The organism is Acinetobacter lwoffii (assembly GCF_024129855.1).
GTDB classification, from domain to species: domain Bacteria; phylum Pseudomonadota; class Gammaproteobacteria; order Pseudomonadales; family Moraxellaceae; genus Acinetobacter; species Acinetobacter lwoffii_L.
Genome location: NZ_JAMXXC010000035.1, coordinates 1 through 18,575 on the forward strand (window position 1 = coordinate 1; position 18,575 = coordinate 18,575).

Sequence of the window (18,575 nt, forward strand, 5' to 3'; positions counted from 1 at the left end):
ACGAGGCATAGCGAATAGTAAAATTGGGTTTGGCGATTTGATTTTACTACTTCGCTATTTTTTTAAGCTAAAAGTGTCAACACACCCTAATGTCATAGAGAAATAGTGGCAGTCCAAGAATAGACGATATTTGTCTAGGAGAGTGGTGGCAGTCCAAAGAATAGACTAAATTTGTCTAGGATACTTGGAGCAGTCCAGTTGTCCAATCTAATCCACAAAGTTTAATGAGACTTTGAGCAAAGCTTGTAATCATACAAAGAAAGGCGGAACAGAAATTTGATCATCAGAACAACATTGAATAACTAACAGACTTAATTGACTATACCTTGAATTAATTACCACTATTTATTGTGACAAAAAATGTCAACAATTGAAAACTATTTTAATATAAAGACAAGAAATATACTGTTTACAAAAAAAATGTGATGAGTGTCATGTTTATGTTTATTTTTATTTTTATTGATGTAAAAATGCAATGACATTATGTTTAGAAATGTATCAAAAATGTTTAAATCCGAAAAAAAATTGAATCTGAGTCCTCTATTCTTGTTATTAATCTCAGGATTGACAACCTATTCTTTCGCGAATAGTCAAGCTCTAATTGCAGATATGAAAGTGTTTCAAATAGAGGCAAACCAAAAAGTAAAAAAAGAATTAAAAGCAACAGATCAGGTAAAGCCGAAGGCATTACTCGAATACAAAGTTGAATATTCAAATGTATCTAGTCAAAGTCTGAAAGATTTAAAGTTGAATCTTCCACTTCCTGCCGATGTAACTTACACAGGGCAAAGCTTACCCAAAGATGCCTATGCTTCCTTAGACGGTAAAAGTTTTGCTAAAGCCCCATTAACCCGTATGGAAAATGGCAAAAAAGTAAATGTCCCACTGGCTGAATATCGCGTTTTGCAATGGAATGTGAGTGAGTTAAAACCAAAACAGAAAATTATTGTTTCTGCTCAAGTCCAAGTTAATACATCTAAATAAAATTTTTAATTGGTCAATATCGACTTTATTGTTGGGTTCTTTATGAAAAATAATTTTCAATTAAGTAAAATTGCTGCATCACTGGCAGTAATGGGTGGGGTATCGTTGCTTGTTAGCCAGGCTATGGCTGCTGCACCTTTAGCTGGTACGAATATTAGTAACGTTGCAACCGCAACGTATACAGATAATACGCAAACTGAGCGCGTAGTAACATCTAACGTGGTTAAAACGCTTGTAGCACAAGTGGGCAGCTTTACTCTTGTGCAGTCTAATGAGCGTCAAACCGCAGCTAACAGCAGTGTAAGTTTCCCGCATATTTTGACAAATACCGGTAATGGTACGGACTCTTTCACGCTTAGGATTACAAATGAGGCTGGTACTTTTGATTGGGCTAGCCATGATATTTATATTGACCGCAATCAAGATGGCATAGCTGATAACGGCGCAGCCGCTTTAGCATCAACAACAGCGATTGAATTAGCTGCCGGTGAATCCATTGGCCTGGTTGTAGTGGCTAAAACGCCATTGGCAGCGACAGCAGGTCAAAATGACAGCCTGACTTTAACTGCAACATCAAACAAAACGGCTCTATATGATATTGGCAAAGATACAGTATCCAACACTGACAAAGCCACCATTATTACAGGTGCAGTCATTGAAATTAAAAAAGAAGCCAGTGTTAGTACAATTAGCGCCAATGGTTACATTACCTATACTTTGACTTTCCAAAATAAAGGTACAGCTGCAGCCACTTCAGATGTCATTATTTATGACGTACTCCCAAGCAATGTAACATTTGCTGATACAGCTGATAGCAAATTAACTGCCTATTATAATGGCAGCGCTTCAGCATTAACTCGTGATGCTACAGATAGTGATAAATTTGCTTATGTATCTAGTGGTCGTAGTGATGCAAAAGAGGTTTTTACCTTTAATGCAGGAAAACTTGCTGCGGGTTCAACCGGTAAATTAACTTTTACTGTTAAGGTTAAAAACGCTGCTGCAAATGGTGAAAAAATTACCAACACGGCATATGCAGATACTGATGGCTTCACACCAGGTACAAGTACGCCATTAACACCAGCGAATGTTCCATCTGTTCCACCGACAACTACGGATACGACCTTAGTTCCATCTAACCCGAACAATGTTACTGTTGTAGGCATAACTGCCCATTCAATTAACGATGATAAAGACGTTTCTTGGATTGACAAGAATGTTCCAGTCGGCAGCGCTACGGGCATTGATGATGAAGTCCATGCAACAGCTTCGCAAGGTCAGGCCATTGTTTTTGGCAATAACACCTCGGGCGGCGATGTGATTTATGTCCACAACTCAGGCACAACGACTGACAGCTATAGCCTTAGTGTTGCTGCAACGACTGGCGCTTTGCCAAACGGCAGCATCATTGAAATTCTGAAGGCTGACGGTAAAACACCAGTGACAGATAACAATACTGGTCCGATTGAAGCGGGTGGCAGCTTAAAATTTGTGGTACGGGTTACTTTGCCAACCAGCGGCACAGTTGCTGCAGGCACTAAATTGACTATGACCAGCACTTCAGTCAACAACAGTAGCAATAAAGATACCATTTCTTTGGTTGTTGATTCATTTACAAAGAGTGCTGTGGACTTGGTACATAATACAGGCACAACAGGATCGCCCGTTTATGTCGGTGATGGCTTGAATAGCAGCACAGGTGTTCCTGACACAGCTTTAGTTCCAGGTACACCTAAACAGCTGGATGTTACGATCAAAAATACAGGCGGTACGCCGGACAACTACAATATTGTAGTTACAGGCATTCCAACCGGCTGGACAGCGGAACTTTTTGGAAAAGACGCAGCTGGCAAATGTACAAACACGAAAGTAACCAACTCCGGTACAATCGCCAATGGCGGTACGGGCAGTTACTGCCTGGTGGTTACAACACCAGATGGCACGCCAGCAACGGATATTGCAAAAACTATTACAGTCAACATCAGCTCGCCCTCTACCGGCAGCAATGATAGCATTGGATTCAAACTGACCGTTGCAGCACAGCGCGCAATCAGCTTTACGCCAGACCGTCAAGGCCAGTTAGCCCCTGGTGGCAGCATTATTTACAGCCATACCTTAACCAACATTGGTAACGTTACTGAAGCAGCTGATGGTAAAACATTGAACTTTATTTTACCAACGCCAACAGCAGGTGAAACGGTAACTGTTTATGTGGACACAGATGGTAACGGTATTCTGGATGCTAATGAAGTTGTAACAGGTACAGGTGCTTTAAACAGCATTTTGCAAAATGCAAAATTTGATGTATCTAAGTTACCTGGTTTGCAGCAAGGCGAGTCCGTTACTGTTTATGTAAAAGTTGAAGCGGCAGCAACTGCAACGGCCGGCCAGTCTTATACATCTACAGTACAAATTCAGCCTGAAGCTAACGCTGTATTAGGTTCAAACAGCATTTTATCAATTACAGACCGCACAGTAATTAACCTAGGTTCAGTACGTTTAGAAAAATTCCAGTTTGCTGCAGACTGTACAGCAGCACCCGTTGATACTGACTATACTGCAAACTTACAGAATGCTAAACCTGGTCAATGCGTATTTTATAAAGTAAAGGCAACAAACCAGGGTAATGCTGATGCAACTGCTGTTGTAATCAATGATGCTGTGCCGGCATACACAAAGTACAAAACCGGTTCTGTAGCACGTGAGCCAGCAGCTCAAGGCACTGCACCAACAGAAGCTAACGGTAATGTAAATTACAATGTCGGTACTTTAACTCCTGGCGCTTTTGCCACATTGAAGTTTGCTGTCACAGTTGATAAATCAACCACTCCATAATCTTTAAAAAATTTTCTCCCTCTTTTTTCGAAAAGGGGGACTCGATTCGTTTGTTCTAATTATTTGTATTTTCGTATTTTTGGTTTTGGGGTGTGGCAATGAAAAAAGCAATGAATAAGAAAGTGGAGACATTATCTTTGTCTGCACTTGCGTCTGCTTTGTTCTTTGCACATCACGGTCATGCTGCGATGCCTATGGCTGGACAAATGATTCAGAATATTGCTTATGCAAGTTTTGAAGTCAGTGATTTGAGCGGTGGACAATTACTGCGAACAACTCAATCCAATGCAGTCAATATCGAAATTGCAAAGTTTTATGGTCTTGAACTATTTCCAGATCAGCTCCAGCAAGTAGAAGCGGGTTCAAAAGTCATCTGGTTAAATCAGGTGACCAATACCAGTAATACAAATGCGTGGTTTGATTTTAAAACCGCGGCTATTAACCATTTATCCAATTTAAAAATCTATTTAGATGCCAATCAAGATGGTGTCCTGGATATTTCAGATACCCTGGTTAAAGATGGATTAGAATTACAACCCAATCAAACTGTACACTTATGGGTCGTGGCAGATACCTCATTACAAACTCCCGATCAGTCCAAGTTAGAGCTTCCTTTAACCGCACAGATTCGTGAAGAACCGCAACAACAAAAAACAGTGCAAGACCCTGTACAGGTCTTTGAAGCAAAGTTAAAAATAGAAAAAGCCGTAGACCAACAACTGCTTAGCATAACTCAGCAGGCACAAACCCTGAATTATACTTTGACGGTAACCAACTCGGCATCATTACCGGTATCACCTGCAACAGTCACGGTGGATGGACAGGAACAATCATGGGTGATTGTTGAAGATCCTTTGCCGGCAAATACTGTTTTTGAAGATATTCAGGTTTCAGATCTGGCTTCTAATACACTGGTTTTGCATAAGTTGGCAGAAGGACAATATTCAAGTCATTTACCTCAGGATAAAAGCCAAATTGGCTATGCCGTCGTTGCTTATAAAAAACCATTTGCGGCCGGTCAAAAAAGCGAGATTAAGTTAAAGGTTAAAACTCAACCGACCATTAGCTATACCACATTGGTGAATGGAGCTTATGTTCTGCATCAAAAAGGACAAGTGAATCAAAAAACCTTGTCCAATAAAGTTGAAACCAAGGTTATGGGTCAGCCAACTTTGGAAAGCACCACAAATGATTTTGAAATTAGCTTGTATACCGGCAAGGTTAATGAACCAATTTATTTGAAAACCAATGCCGCGCTTTGTAATGCCAACCGTTTTAACAAAGAGCAGGTCCGCATTCGTATTCAGTCTAAATTGACAGGGGATATGGTCATTATTTCTGCCCTTGAAAGTGCGGAAAATACGGGCTTGTTTCAATTTAGTTTAGAGACTGAAGAAAATGCAGAAAAAAATCTGAATGATGCTGTTTTACAAACGCTTAAACGTGATGAAGTTACAGCAAGCCTGGTTGAATGTGTAGACGAGCAAGGTCAGACCACTACACCGATTAGTGATATCTCAACGCAGATATTGATTGATCCATACGGCATTATTTTCGATGCAAAAACGAAAAAGCCTGTGGCTGGGGCAACCGTTATACTGGTGGATGAAAATGATCAGCCGGTCGGTAATAATGTGGCTTTTGAAGTTGACCGTACCACGGGGGCTTTACGTTCAATTCCTGCAAAACAGGTAACGTCTGCGACAGGTGAGTTTGTTTATCCGCAAGTGATTCCGGGTAACTATAAATTGTTAGTCGATACCTCAACAATTGCTACTCATCAATATAGTTTTGTCAGCGATCAGGTGGTTTATCCGATCAGCTCATTTAACGGCATGGCGGTACATTCGCAATATTCTTATGGCGGCATATTTACCCTGACATCCAGCAGTCCGGCATTGAATATCGATATTCCGATTGACCCGCTATTAAGCCAATCGGGTTTGATGGTACAAAAAACTGCACGTGATAGCAGTATCGAATTGGGTGATTTCACCGATTACAGTATTACCGTGAGTAATAAAGGTGATGTACTTGCACGTGATGTTAAATTGCAAGACAGTTTACCGCGTGGTTTTAGCTATGTGCCAAATACCATGCGTATTGATGGCAAACCCGTGGCAGACCCGGAAGGTGGCAAAGGCCCTTATTTAACGCTGGGTTTGGGTGATCTTGCAGTCAATGCCAGCGCCAAAATTGAATACCGTGTTCTGGTCGGACCCAATGCTTTAAACGGAGATGGGATTAACCGGGCTCGTGCAGTAGACGGTTCTGGTCTCAGTTCAAATGAAGCACAGGCTAAAGTTAAAGTTCGTCCGGGTGCGTTTAGTGCCGATGCATTTGTGGTAGGTAAAGTTTATACCGACTGTAACCGTAATGGCATACAGGATAAAGGCGAGTTGGGTGTGCCGGGTGTCCGTCTCTACATGGAAGATGGCAGTTATGTCATCACAGACCGTGAAGGTAAATATGACTTTTACGGCGTGTCGGCAAAAACCCATGTGCTTAAAATTGACCGCACCACCTTACCTGCCGGCGTGGAGTTGCTGACTCAGTCCAACCGAAATGCTGGTGATCCATCCAGCCGCTTTGTCGATGTCAAACGTGGCGAATTGCATCGTGCTGATTTCGCCATGGCGAATCAGGCAGATGCCTGTTCTGCACCCTTAACGGATGCAATCAAACAGCGTCAGGAAAAAATTAACAGCAGCAATTTAAATCTTGAAAAAGCGATTAACAAGCAACTTTCTATTGATGCACCGAGCTATCTGGAAAGCAGCACCCGTTCAGAAAACACCCAAGGCTGTTTGGCAAATGACAATGATCAAAATTGCTTATTGAATCGGGGTGATTTTGCTGCACAAAAACAACCGCAATTGTTGATTGATCCGGTAAAACCGCCTGTTTTAGTGAATCTTGAAGAATATTTAAAGCGTAGCGACAACAACGCTTTAGAAATTTTAAACTTAAAAGAAGGACAGGTTCTACCTCATGCACAAACGACGATTCAAGTTCAAGGTGCAGCAGGTGCGACACAGCGTGTTTTAGTCAATGACGTGGTGGTGGCAGATAAACAACGGGGTAAATTAGCCATCCTGGATGAGCATCGTAAGCAAGGGGTTGAATATGTCGGAGTGGCATTAAAAGTCGGTAAAAACAGCATTCGTGCTGAACAATTGGATTTTGCTGGTAATGTTCGTGAAAGCCACCACATTCAAGTCATTGTTCCAGATGAAATTCATCAGCTGAAATTACAGCAAGCGCCAATCCCGGTCATGGCCAATGGCCGTGATGTGATGCAGCTGCGCGTTCAGTTGCAAGACAAACAAGGCATCAAGGTGGCCACCCGTACCTCGATCACTCTAGAAAGTGATATCGGGATTATTGATCTTCCAGATTTAAATCCAAATGAACCGGGCATTCAAAGCTTCATTGATGGCGGCGAGATGATTATTCCGATTCTTGCACCGAATGCGCCTGCACGTGGAAAACTACGCGTTAGCAGTGGTTTAATCAAAGAAGAAATCGACATTCAGTTTCAGGCAGATTTACGTCCGCTGATTGCCGTGGGTTTAATTGAAGGTTCAATTAACTTTAATAATTTTGATAATACACAGTTGCACAGTGTGAATCGTAATGATGGTTTTGAAAATGAGCTGAATGAAATTGCCGAGTGGGGTAATGACACCTCATTGACCGGTCGCACTGCAATGTTCCTGAAAGGAAAAGTCCGAGGCGATTATCTGTTAACCCTGGCTTATGATTCTAATAAAAGTTCCAAGCAGCGCCTGTTCCGCGATATTCAACCTGATGAATATTATCCGGTATATGGTGACGCAGCGGCAAAAGGCTTTGAAGCCCAATCGACCGGAAAATTGTATGTACGCTTAGATAAAGGGCGTTCATATGCGATGTATGGCGACTATGTGACCCGTACAGAAAAAGATGAAGGTCTGGCTTTGGGGCAATATAACCGTTCATTGACTGGTCTGAAAGTGGGACATGAAGGAGATAAGTTTCAGGCATCAGCATTTATGGCTGAAACCAAATCGCGTCAAGTGGTGACAGAAAATCGTGCATTGGGTATTTCTGGTCCCTACAGTCTGGGTTCAATTTCAAATGAACTTATTTTAGATAATAGTGAAAAAGTCGAGATTCTGACCCGCGATCGTAATAATCCGGGGTTGATTATTGCCAAACAAAGCCTTACCCGTTTTAGCGATTATGAAGTCGACACCTATAGCAACAGCATTTACCTAAAACAGGCTGTCGCCAGTGTCGATCAAGATCTGAATCCAAACTTTATCCGTATTACGGTGGAAGCGGATGAAATTGGTGAAGAATATCAAGTCGGCGGGATGAGTTTTAGTTATGCCATGAAGAGCCATCTGAAAATGGGTGGTTCATTTGTGCAAAGTAATGATCCATTAAATCAGGAACAGATTGCCAGTTTAAATACCGTGGTGAAAGTTGGGCAATACGGTAAATTAATTGCCGAAGTGGCACAGTCTAAAAATACCGACTCTACGGCAGATCAGATTACTCAGATCAATAGTGATTCAACCCGTGACAAAAACCAAGGTGCAGCTGCCCGGATAGAATTCGAATATGCACCGAGCTTTGCCCATGTTCGTGCCCATCACCAGCAAGCCGAAGAAGGTTTCCAGAATGATGCGGCAACCATTAGTGCAGGACGTAAAGAAAGCGGCATCAAGGCTTCAGTACCCATTGCAAAACTGGGTTTGGCACGAGTTGAAGCCATTCGTACTGAAGATCAAGAAAATAACGGCGTTCGTACCGGATTGTCTGCGAGTCTGGAACGTAATTTCTTTAAAATTCTCGCGGTCGAATTAGGGCTGCGTCATTATGATGAAACCAGTGCTGCGGCAACTTTAGCGACAGAAAATCTGGGTCCATATAATGGCACGACTGGGCGTATCAAATTTACCGGTAATCTTCCTTGGAAAGGCGCATCAGCTTTTATTGAATACGAACAGGATTTATCCAATTCCGACAAACAGGTTTTATCGGTGGGGGGAACGGCAAAAGTTTTACCCAATACTGAAATTTATGCCCGCCATGAATTGATTTCAGCAATTGATGGCCTGTACTCCATGAATAGTACAGAAGAAACCAACAGCACAGTGTTCGGTATTTCCAGCAACTATATGAAAGATGGTTCAGCATTCAGTGAATATCGTGTTGCTGACGGCATCAGTAACCGTGAAGCTGAAGCAGCATTGGGTCTACGTAACCGCTGGCAGCTAAAACCGCGTGTATATGTCAGTAGCAGTTTTGAGCGGATTCAGTCTTTATCTAAAAATGAAGAAAATACGAGTAATGATGCCACTGCATTGAGTCTTGGACTTGAATATTTAGTTCATGAGAATTGGAAAGCAACCACCCGTTTGGAAGGTCGCCGTTCGGATACTTCAGATACCCTGATCAATACCCTTGGTTATGCCTACAAGCTATCTGATGATTCAACTGTGCTGACTAAAAACACGCTCAATTTTGTGGATAATAAAGCAGCAAATCAGGGTGATCACTTACGCAACCGTTTCCAGCTCGGTTATGCATGGCGCGATTATGATCAAAATAAACTCGATATCTTGTCGAAAATTGAATATTACTATGAAAATAATGCCACTGATTTAGAAGCAGAATACAAGCGTGAAGCCTATGTGACTTCTGTACATGCGAATTATCATCCACAGCGCCGTCTGACTTTATCGGGTCAATATGCCGCAAAATGGTCTGAGCTCGATGAAGATCATATTACTAGCAATGCTCTAACGCAATTGTTCAGCGGTCGGGTAATTTATGACATCAATGAACGTTGGGACATGAGCGTACAAGCGGGCACTTTGTGGGCTAACCGCGGTGCAGGTACACGCTATTTGGTCGGGGCAGAATTGGGCTATTTACTGGCAACCAATCTTTGGGTCTCGGCAGGTTATAACTTTATGGGGTATCAGGATGATGAACTGGCAAATACCAGTTCAACCGGTGAAGGTGCGTATTTAAGATTCAGATTCAAGTTTGATGAAGATCTGTTTGGTCGCCGTTCGGCAAACACAAACTTTGCTTTAGAGCCAGAACAGGGACGATAGAACATGAAACAACTTACTGGACTACTTGCAGCTTTATTTTTAGGGAACAGCTTGGTGTATGCTGAACCCTTTTCAGCTGCTGATGCTCAACGTCAAATAGATACCTTATCCATTACTTTACAACAATATACTGATGTTGATGCTGATGCACTGACGCGCTATCACGCTTACAAGGCAAAAATGTGGTTAAGTTATGCAGTCAATCAACAATCCGAACGCAGTTTAACCGTTGCAGGGCAGGAAGCTTTGCAACAGGCCCAAAGTATTGTCAGTGGATTGCAGTCCAAGCAAAATTTGAGTTTAACCACGCCAATCTTAAGCGTGTCACAAGTCATGCGTCGGGATTTATGGTGGCAAGTGGAGTACTTGAAACAGCAGGGTGCCATTGATAAAGCGCCCGAAAGTCTGGCACATGCAGAAGTAATGCTGGTTTGGGCTGCAGCAGAATATTGCGAGTTGGGCTGGAGACATTCCCAAGAACCTTTTAATGCGGTGCAACAGGCTTTATATCAGGTGGTTGAATCTACAGGTGTACAGCGCACCGATATCAGATGGCAGCCAGAGCAGTTGCCTTCAGTGCAGCAGCTCAATGAAGAGGGCTGTCAGGGGGTAAATTCTAAATTTTGGCCTCTAGCTAAAGTACAATTAAATCAACAGTCTAATAGTTTAAAGATCAATAATATTGTACATTTTGCCCGGGACAGTGCAGATTTAAGCCCAGCCAGTCAGACGATTCTGCAACAATGGGTAGCCCAATTGAAACAATATCCACAATTGTCTGTTGTTTTAAAGGGTTATACCGATCGGCATGCAAGCCCGAGCTATAACATACAGCTGGCACAGCGCCGTGTTCAGTCAGTGCAAGATTATCTTATAGTACAGGGTATGGATATTGCAAATATTACGACTGAAGCCAAGGGTACAGTTGATTTTCAAACTGATACAGAAATGAAAAAAGCTGAAGCTAAAAGCCGTCGGGTGGTTCTGCAGGTTGCAGATGCACATGGGGTTGAAATTAAATATCTACCGCAGTGGCAAGATTTACAAATAGTCAAGACAGCAAAAAGTGAAGGTGAAATAACAGTATGATCAAGCGATATTTACCTCATGTTTTGGCATCTACAGTTTTATTGCTCGGCGGTATGGCGCAAGTTTATGCAGCGGCGGATAAACAGCTAACAACAACCACAGATCCAAACCTAATTCAACGTAGTTTTTTAAATTTAGATTTCAGTCAGCCGAATATTTATGTTAATTATCAGCAAAATGGTAAGTCTGGTAGTGGTGCCAAAAATGTAGCGCTCCCAGAACAATTGGTTACAGGCTGGAAAACAACGCATAGAGTTATGACGGCTGATAATTTTTGGCAGGCAGGCCGATTGATTGAAATTTGGCGTGGTCAAGGAGCATATGCTAATTCAACATGGCAAGTTGCCAATGGAGGTGATTATACATCGAGTTCAGCAAATCAATATGCAGAACTCAATGCTGAAGAATCATCAACCTTATATCAAAATGTCTGTTTAATTCAGGATGAAAGTTTTAATTATTCTTTTAAGCATACTCGCCGTATTAGTACGAGTGAGCAGGCAAGTTTTTCGATAGGTATTGTCACGGATACAACCACAAATGCTGCGCGTAGCTATACAAGCAAACAGAATATAGCAACAACTTCAGGTAGTTCTTTATATTCATGGAAGCCATATTCGGGCACTATTAAAGTCAGCCAAGCCTCAGGTGTTTATTCTTTGGGTTTTCAGGCTCTCACATCTGGCACACAAGGAAACTTCCTTGATGATATTACGATTACAGGTTTAAAACCTGTGGTTGAATTTAGTGCTAATAATGGAAGTGCCTTTGAAAATGCAACTGGGACAGTGCCTTTATTGTTTAAAATGGTGGGGAATGTAACATCAACTGCAATGCCGACCTTGAAATTTAATATTGCTTATGCAGATAGTGTTCCTATGGTGGAACGAGCAATCTATAATGTTGATTATGTTCTAAAGAAGCGTAATGGTGCGACGGGGACGACTTTTACAGAACTGACTGTAGATGATGGACTAAATTATAATACAAGTACCGGGGAAGTTACTTTTTCTTATAAACCTGATTATAACTCAGGTTTAAATTATGAACAGGGTGTGGAATTTAATGGTTTGGTCCTAGAGTTTAAAGATAATAAGCAATCCTTAGGAAATAAAACTTTACCTATTAAATTTGCCACGATGGCAAGTGTCATCCCCGTTGCATTGGACACTTGTAGCCAGGCTTCTCTAAACAATTCTTTAAATTTTACTATTGAGGAGGATGATACCGATCTAGAAATAATTAAGAGCTTAACTTCAGAATCATTATCTAAAGTGTATAAAGACCAATATCTTGCTTACACGCTGGAATTAACCAACAAGACTAAAGTGGATGCTGATGAAGTTATTTTAAAAGATAATATTCTTGCTAATTTAGCTTATGAAACAGCGGGTGTAAATGCGGCAACTTTAAGCTGTGAAGCTATAACTAATGAAGGAACAACATCAACTTGCCCGACTTTACCTAATGATGCAGTAACTAAATTATTTTCATCTGGTGGATTAAATCTGGGTACTATCAAAGGGCTCGCCAAGTATAAATTTACTCTAAATAAGCTAAAAGCCAAGGAAGATGCAACAGGAGAATATACTGGTTATGTAGTGAATAATGCACTAGTGACAACCACTTCAACTGATATTGACTCGAGCAATAATACATCCACTGTAAAAACAATGATGGCTACCAAAACTGATCTGTCCAATAACAAAACAGGTGCACCCGTAACAGAAACAGGTATTGGCATGTTTGTAATTGGAAAAGAGGGTAGAACCGGTTCCACACCACTTTGGACTCAAAAATCAGACAGTAACACCAAAGTTTATTTCCCGCTCAATATTCAGAATTACGGCAATTTGGCACAGGATTATCAACTGTATGCCTCTAGTAGCAAAATTGAACCAACACTGGGGACGGGTGACTATTCAACCTTGGTTAAAAATAGTATTACTCCCTTTAGTTCTGGTTTAAAAATTGAATTTTATAAGGCAGATCTTGCACAGTGTAAAACGGGTATAAGTGCTCAGCAGATTACTCAACTGAATGTTGCCGCCAATAACACTACACAGCTCTGCGCAGTCGTGACCGTTTATTCTTCTGTGACAACGACCACCAATATCTGGTTTGCAATTGAGTCACTTCAATCGGGCTTGGCTGACATTATTCTGGATGCCGTGATTCCCCAGCCTAAGAAACGTGCATTGGAATTAAGCAATGATCAAAGTGCACAGGTGGGGATCGGGGGAAGCTATGTGTTCTTGCACCGTCTGATCAACTATGGTGTGGAAAATGAAACTAAAGTGAAGGTCAGTCTTAACCCAGTCAATCGTACCGATGGCTTTTTATATACCTTGTTTTTGGATCAAAATGGCAATGACACGCTAGATGCCAGTGATACTTTGCTATCCGGTACAGAAACTGAATTAAGCAATATCATTGAGCCGAATAAATCGGTCACTTTATTGATTAAAGTTGAAGCCCCATCAACGGCCAACAATGGTATGAGTAGTCAAGTTAAGCTGATTGCCAAGCCGGATAATGTAGGGAAAGACATGACATTAGCTGATTTAAGTAATACGGACTTGATTACGGTCAGTCCGAATCAGTTAAAAATTATGAAATCGCAATTCAAAGTTGAAAATTGCAGTATGGCAAATGCCGCGGCAGTGATCAATGCAATGTATACCGTACAAAATGAAAACCTGAAACCGAATCAATGTCTGATTTACCGGATTATGGTGAAAAATACTGGCAGTATGGCATTAAGCAATGTAGTGATTAACGATATGTATCCGGCTTATACCCAGCAATGGGCACTTTCAGGTATATTGCCAATTGTAGGAAGTAATGGTCAAAACATTACCGATAGTAGCAACAATACAATTGAAGATGATGGCACAGTTAAAATTAAGACGATCTTAAAAGAGCTGTTATCACAACAGGAAAAGTCTCTGTATTTTGGCATCAAAATGCAATGAGAGGTTTAACATGATAATGATTGTCTAATTTATGATGTTCCTATCATGGTAGTGCCCTGTACCAACGTGATAACTATCTAAATCATTTCCATTCTGTAATTTCCAGTTGCCTGCAAAGGTAGAAGCTGATTTACCTTGCCAGACTTTAAGCTCACCCGTTGGTGACTGCTCAACCATTAAATCAAGAAAGTCCTTGCATCACCTAAAAAATCTTCTAAAGAATCTGTCGCCTGACTATCTAAGCTGACAAATACGAAACCGCGATAGCTAGAAATGTGACCTTGTTTGAGACCACGCGTGGTTTTATCGAAGTGTTCGCAATATTCGCCTGGAGCCTTAACTTTAATTAAGCGACCATCTGATTTATAGGTCCATACATGGAAGGGACAGGTAGATGTGGCTTGGTTTCCTTTACTGACACGTGTCAAGGTAGGGCCGCGGTGTTCACACGCATTGACCATGGCATGCAGTTCACCATTACAATCACGGCTAATAATCAGGGGTTGGCGACCAATTTGAACCGTCACAAAATCATTATTATTTGGAATTTCACTTTCATGACAGGCATAAATCCAGACTTTTTCAAAGATCTGTTCCATCTCCAAGTCAAACAGTTCAGCTTCAGTAAACATTTCTCGAGCAATGCGGTACAAACCATCGTGTGGCATTACAAACTAGCACAGATCGCTCAGATTCTGCACATTTTATTGAGTTTATTCTGCAAATGATTGTAGATGAACTTGTGGCATCTAGCACTAGCGATCAAGACACCGCTCAAGCTGATTAAATATCCAATACAACCTGATATGGTTTAAATCCCTCTAGTACAGCTTGAGAAACTAATTGAATAAAAGCTTCAGTTCTGCCATATGCCATCCATTGATCAAGAGCTTCATAGTAAGCCAATCGATTTTCTACAGTGATGACACAAGGTGGATAACCAGCTTTTAGTAATTCTAAATTCATTAAAAGACGTGATGTACGGCCATTGCCATCAATAAATGGATGGATTCCGACAAAATCAGCGTGTACTTTGGCTGCACGTTCGATAGGATGAAATTTGTATGCGTCGTTATTATACCAGTCGATTAATTGAGCCATCTTGTCGTTTAATAAAGTGTAATCAGGTGGGGTAGACGTAGCACCAGAGATTAGGACATTTTGTTGACGATAGCGGCCAGCATTATCATCGTCAATATTCTTTAAAATGAGTTGATGGATATTGCGAATTTGCCATTCAGAAAAAGGTTCTTCCTTTCTAATAATGTCTTCAACGTAATAAATGGCATTTCTATGGTTAATTGCTTCGAAGTGCTCTCGTAAAGCTTTTCCACCGACAGTTATGCCTTCTAACACAACTTTGGTTTCTAATAGAGTAAGTGTATTGCCTTCAATAGCATTGGAATGATAAGTCCATCGTACAATAAGGTCTTCTTGTAAATTTTTTACTATTGCAGGTGATAGGGGGCGATGCTGATCTAATTTATTTTTTAAATCATCAATAATTTCAAACATTACCTTGTCCCTGAATATATCTAAAAGAATGATACATCAAAAAAGAAAATCAAAGAAATGATATGTTATGGTATATCATTTTATAGTGTGCTCGATGTTGGTATAATCAGTATGCCACTTCAAATCCTGAATTCGGATTTGAACAAGATTTTAAAGTGAATTCAATGCACTAAATCTAAATTGGGTCAATAAATTTTTTTTATTTAATAAAATAGCTTTAGAATGAATAAGTTAGGATTTGAGTTCAATTGATGCCACCTAAAATTATTAGGATTAATGAAAAAACAATTATTGACCTTAGAGTTACTCCCAGGTTTATAATGCTATAAAAATTTATTACTTATCCTCATATGCGTTCAATGACATGGATCACAGTCTTAGTGGGATTGTTCATGTTCCAAAGCCTTTGGAATGTGGCGGCTGCTTTTTGTGTCCATGAAGAAAGCATTTCCGTGGTTCAAAACTATCACTTTGGACATCATACAAATGCTTTATGTGTGAGCGAGACCCAAAAACATGGTCATCAAGCACCTGAAAAACAGAATAATGATTTAGACTGTGTAGAGAATCACCAGGATCATCTTCCATCGATGATCCAATTGATTTTAGAACAACGTCAAGTTTCTTTTATACAAACACTGTTTTCATATACTGTTAGACCAGAGTATTTTTGGAATAATGATTACAGTTCGCCTGACTTAAGTTCAAAAAGCCCGCCTCCCGAACTTTCCCCGCTAATGGTGGGGTAGCCTTAAATATTCCCACCACTTTCAAATTTAATTTAGTGGGAAACATCTATGTCTTTTCAAAATATGACTTTTACAAGTCAATGCGTAGCGATTGGGCTCTTGCTGTTTGGCATTCAAAATACTAGCGCATCTGCAAATGAAATCTCGAATTTTCAAGATGCTCTAGCCAAAGTTCAGCAATATCAATCACAATTCGAACTTCAGCAACAGCGTCACCAACTTGCGATATTAAATACTCAAAACAGCAGTCTTTGGCAAAATCCAACTTTCTCGATTGAACAAAACGGTTTTAGTTCTAGTCAGGAACAAGAACTGAGTGTTGGTATCAGTCAACCATTTGATCTCTTTGGTCAACGTAAGTTAAACCAAGAAATAGCATCAATTTCAAAACAGCAGCTTCAACTTAAAGAGCAACTCTGGCAAGCACAGAGTGAAATGGTGGTGAAGTATGCTTGGGCACAATATCTGTTATCTGAAACTGAAACATCCATTTTTGCTAAGCAGATGAAAGTGAGTCAAGCGAATCTAGACAGCGCTAACAAACGTTATCAAGCGGGCAGTATTGCATTAGTAGATTATGAACGTGCTCAGATTGACCATTTAGAAATTCAAAGACAATATCAACAAGCTTTACTTGCGCTGCAAGCATCGCAACGACAATTGTCTAATTTATGGGGAGAGTCCCAACCTTCCTTAAGTGTTCAATCAAACAAAGTGGTTTGGCCAAGCGAGATTGAGCGTTCAGTTGAAAAAAATATCCAACACGGTTGGCTCGAAAAACTGTATGCCTTGAATATGCAACAATCTCAGCAAAAGGTAGAAAGTCTAAAGATAAAAAACCGTCCTCAACCCACGTTGAATCTTGGCATGACTCAGACTAAGTCATCTCAATCTTCGGATGAAACTACTTTAGTATTAGGGGTGGAAGTTCCTTTAAATATTTTTAATCGTCAACAATATGTTATTCCCATGGCTGAGCGCCAACAGCAGTTATTGACTCAAATTCAACAAAGAGAGTTAAAACAACAAATTCTTGATATTGCAAACCGTTTGAATGAGTTGCAAGGCTTGCGTCAGCAATATGACGCTATTAATACGCAAATACAGCTTTCTGAAAAAGTCCAGTCTCGAACTTTACAGGGTTTTCAGGCAGGTAAATTCTCTGTCACGGATATGCAACAGATATCTTTACAGTTGCAAAATTTACGTGTGGCACAACTGCAAATACTCAAACAAGCTTGGCAGATCGGTCTCAGTGTTGAGGCTTTAAGTTTAGGCACAAGTTATGAAGAGATCAGCCAATCCAATGCTTATAGCCAACTCAATAAAAAAGCCTTTGTAGAAACTCAAAATCTGCTGAATGGGCAGGGAGAATAAAGTGAAAAAATATCAATTTGGAAAAATCTCTCAACCCATTTTAATCAGTGTATTGATCGGCTTAACGGCTTTAATCAGCGTATGGATCTGGTTGGGTAATCAAAATGAAAAAAATGATGAGCATGGGCATGATGGTGAAGATGAACAGCATGATGATCATGCTAAAGAAAGTAAAGAAGATCAGCATAGTGAAGAAGGCGAAATAGAGCTTACAGCGCAACAGATGGTGGAACATGGCCTTAAAGTTGAAACAGTCACACAGGGGGAGGTAAACAGCTTTGTAACACTCCCTGGAAAATTGGTGGTGAATACGGATCAACAAGCGCATATTTCACCGAATTTTAGTGGTCATGTTGAGCAAGTTAATGTGGCACTTGGTCAGTATGTGGAACGTGGTCAAACGCTTGCAGTACTTTCCGTCCCTGAATTAATTGATCAACAAGCGAGTTTGAGCATTGCGCAGTCAAGTTTGCGTTTGGCACAGCAAGAATACGAACGAGAACAACAGTTATGGTCACAAGGTATTTCGGCAAAGCAAGATTTGCAGCGTGCTGAAAATGCCTATCGCCAAGCCCAAATTACAGTGCAATCTCAGCAAGCCCGTCTACACGCTCTAGGTTCAACTGGGCAAAATGGACGTTTTGTTATTCGCGCACCCATTCCAGGCATGATCAGTCAAAAAGACATTGTGGTAGGTGAAAATGTCCAACTGGCGGATCAGCTTTTTGTGATTGAAAATCTAAAAGACCTTTGGTTGGAATTTAATCGTAAGCATCCGCTGAACGCCATCGCCAAGTTTTAACGGGGTTCAGGTTTCCAGCGGTGAGGTAGTAATTCTTCTATTTGGGGCACTTTATGTGTTGGCAACCTTTTCAGCACATCACTTAAATAGGCATACGGATCCAAGCCATTCAGCTTTGCTGACTGGATTAAAGTCA

General features: G+C 40.8%; 9 protein-coding genes and 4 pseudogenes. 9 read left to right on the plus strand and 4 right to left on the minus strand.

Going from position 1 to position 18,575, the window contains the following annotated elements; genetic code table 11:
• Positions 1-199: 199 nt before the first annotated feature.
• Positions 200-300, minus strand: a pseudogene (locus NI465_RS16885) (IS5/IS1182 family transposase); the annotation flags it as partial.
• 204 nt (positions 301-504) lie between these two features.
• On the opposite strand from NI465_RS16885, the gene NI465_RS15345 reads away from it, so the two are divergent.
• The 5 genes from NI465_RS15345 to NI465_RS15365 all read left to right on the plus strand — a co-directional run bounded on the left by NI465_RS15345 (position 505) and on the right by NI465_RS15365 (position 13,996).
• Positions 505-984: a hypothetical protein gene (locus NI465_RS15345; protein WP_253145887.1), complete on the plus strand. Its 480-nt coding sequence runs from the start codon at positions 505-507 to the stop codon at positions 982-984.
• A gap of 42 nt (positions 985-1,026) precedes the next feature.
• Positions 1,027-3,819 carry a DUF11 domain-containing protein gene (locus NI465_RS15350; RefSeq protein WP_253145888.1) on the plus strand — a complete coding sequence of 931 codons (2,793 nt, stop codon included), beginning with the start codon at positions 1,027-1,029 and terminating at the stop codon, positions 3,817-3,819.
• 98 nt (positions 3,820-3,917) lie between these two features.
• The gene (locus NI465_RS15355; protein WP_253145889.1) at positions 3,918-9,932 is read left to right on the plus strand and encodes an SdrD B-like domain-containing protein; all 6,015 of its coding nucleotides are present in this window, start codon (positions 3,918-3,920) and stop codon (positions 9,930-9,932) included.
• A 3-nt stretch (positions 9,933-9,935) separates the two neighbouring features.
• The gene (locus tag NI465_RS15360) at positions 9,936-11,021 is read left to right on the plus strand and encodes an OmpA family protein (protein ID WP_228305171.1); all 1,086 of its coding nucleotides are present in this window, start codon (positions 9,936-9,938) and stop codon (positions 11,019-11,021) included.
• Positions 11,018-13,996, plus strand: a complete 2,979-nt coding sequence (locus tag NI465_RS15365; protein WP_253145890.1) for a DUF11 domain-containing protein — start codon at positions 11,018-11,020, stop codon at positions 13,994-13,996. Before NI465_RS15360 ends, NI465_RS15365 begins: the two co-directional genes overlap by 4 nt.
• A 45-nt stretch (positions 13,997-14,041) precedes the next feature.
• Here NI465_RS15365 and NI465_RS15370 read toward each other — a convergent pair.
• A pseudogene (locus NI465_RS15370) lies at positions 14,042-14,664 on the minus strand (Rieske 2Fe-2S domain-containing protein); the annotation flags it as partial.
• Here NI465_RS15370 and NI465_RS15375 point away from each other — a divergent pair.
• Positions 14,661-14,777: pseudogene (locus tag NI465_RS15375) on the plus strand (Fic family protein); the annotation flags it as partial. The pseudogenes NI465_RS15370 and NI465_RS15375 overlap by 4 nt on opposite strands.
• A 2-nt stretch (positions 14,778-14,779) precedes the next feature.
• Here NI465_RS15375 and NI465_RS15380 read toward each other — a convergent pair.
• A complete protein-coding gene (locus NI465_RS15380) occupies positions 14,780-15,511 on the minus strand; it encodes a Fic family protein (RefSeq protein WP_184413737.1) in 732 nt (243 codons plus the stop codon).
• A 392-nt stretch (positions 15,512-15,903) separates the two neighbouring features.
• Here NI465_RS15380 and NI465_RS15385 point away from each other — a divergent pair, with 392 nt between their 5' ends.
• The 3 genes and pseudogenes from NI465_RS15385 to NI465_RS15395 all read left to right on the plus strand — a co-directional run.
• Positions 15,904-16,260 (plus strand): cation efflux protein, CzcI-like, encoded by a 357-nt coding sequence (locus tag NI465_RS15385; protein ID WP_184413739.1) that lies wholly within the window; start codon positions 15,904-15,906, stop codon positions 16,258-16,260.
• 48 nt (positions 16,261-16,308) lie between these two features.
• Positions 16,309-17,637: a TolC family protein gene (locus NI465_RS15390; RefSeq protein WP_253145891.1), complete on the plus strand. Its 1,329-nt coding sequence runs from the start codon at positions 16,309-16,311 to the stop codon at positions 17,635-17,637.
• A gap of 1 nt (position 17,638) precedes the next feature.
• A pseudogene (locus NI465_RS15395) lies at positions 17,639-18,403 on the plus strand (efflux RND transporter periplasmic adaptor subunit); the annotation flags it as partial.
• A gap of 32 nt (positions 18,404-18,435) precedes the next feature.
• On the opposite strand, the gene NI465_RS15400 reads toward NI465_RS15395, so the two are convergent.
• Positions 18,436-18,575, minus strand: a 140-nt coding sequence (locus NI465_RS15400) for a transposase domain-containing protein (RefSeq protein ID WP_139364496.1), incomplete at its 5' end; no start/stop codon positions are given.

Excerpts from the sequence above, each read along its gene's own strand:
- NI465_RS15345 (WP_253145887.1), top strand. The coding sequence starts at position 505 with ATGTTTAAATCCGAAAAAAAATTGAATCTGAGTCCTCTATTCTTGTTA.
- NI465_RS15350 (WP_253145888.1), top strand. The coding sequence starts at position 1,027 with ATGAAAAATAATTTTCAATTAAGTAAAATTGCTGCATCACTGGCAGTA.
- NI465_RS15355 (WP_253145889.1), top strand. The coding sequence starts at position 3,918 with ATGAAAAAAGCAATGAATAAGAAAGTGGAGACATTATCTTTGTCTGCA.
- NI465_RS15360 (WP_228305171.1), top strand. The coding sequence starts at position 9,936 with ATGAAACAACTTACTGGACTACTTGCAGCTTTATTTTTAGGGAACAGC.
- NI465_RS15365 (WP_253145890.1), top strand. The coding sequence starts at position 11,018 with ATGATCAAGCGATATTTACCTCATGTTTTGGCATCTACAGTTTTATTG.
- NI465_RS15380 (WP_184413737.1), bottom strand. The coding sequence starts at position 15,511 with ATGTTTGAAATTATTGATGATTTAAAAAATAAATTAGATCAGCATCGC.
- NI465_RS15385 (WP_184413739.1), top strand. The coding sequence starts at position 15,904 with ATGTTCCAAAGCCTTTGGAATGTGGCGGCTGCTTTTTGTGTCCATGAA.
- NI465_RS15390 (WP_253145891.1), top strand. The coding sequence starts at position 16,309 with ATGTCTTTTCAAAATATGACTTTTACAAGTCAATGCGTAGCGATTGGG.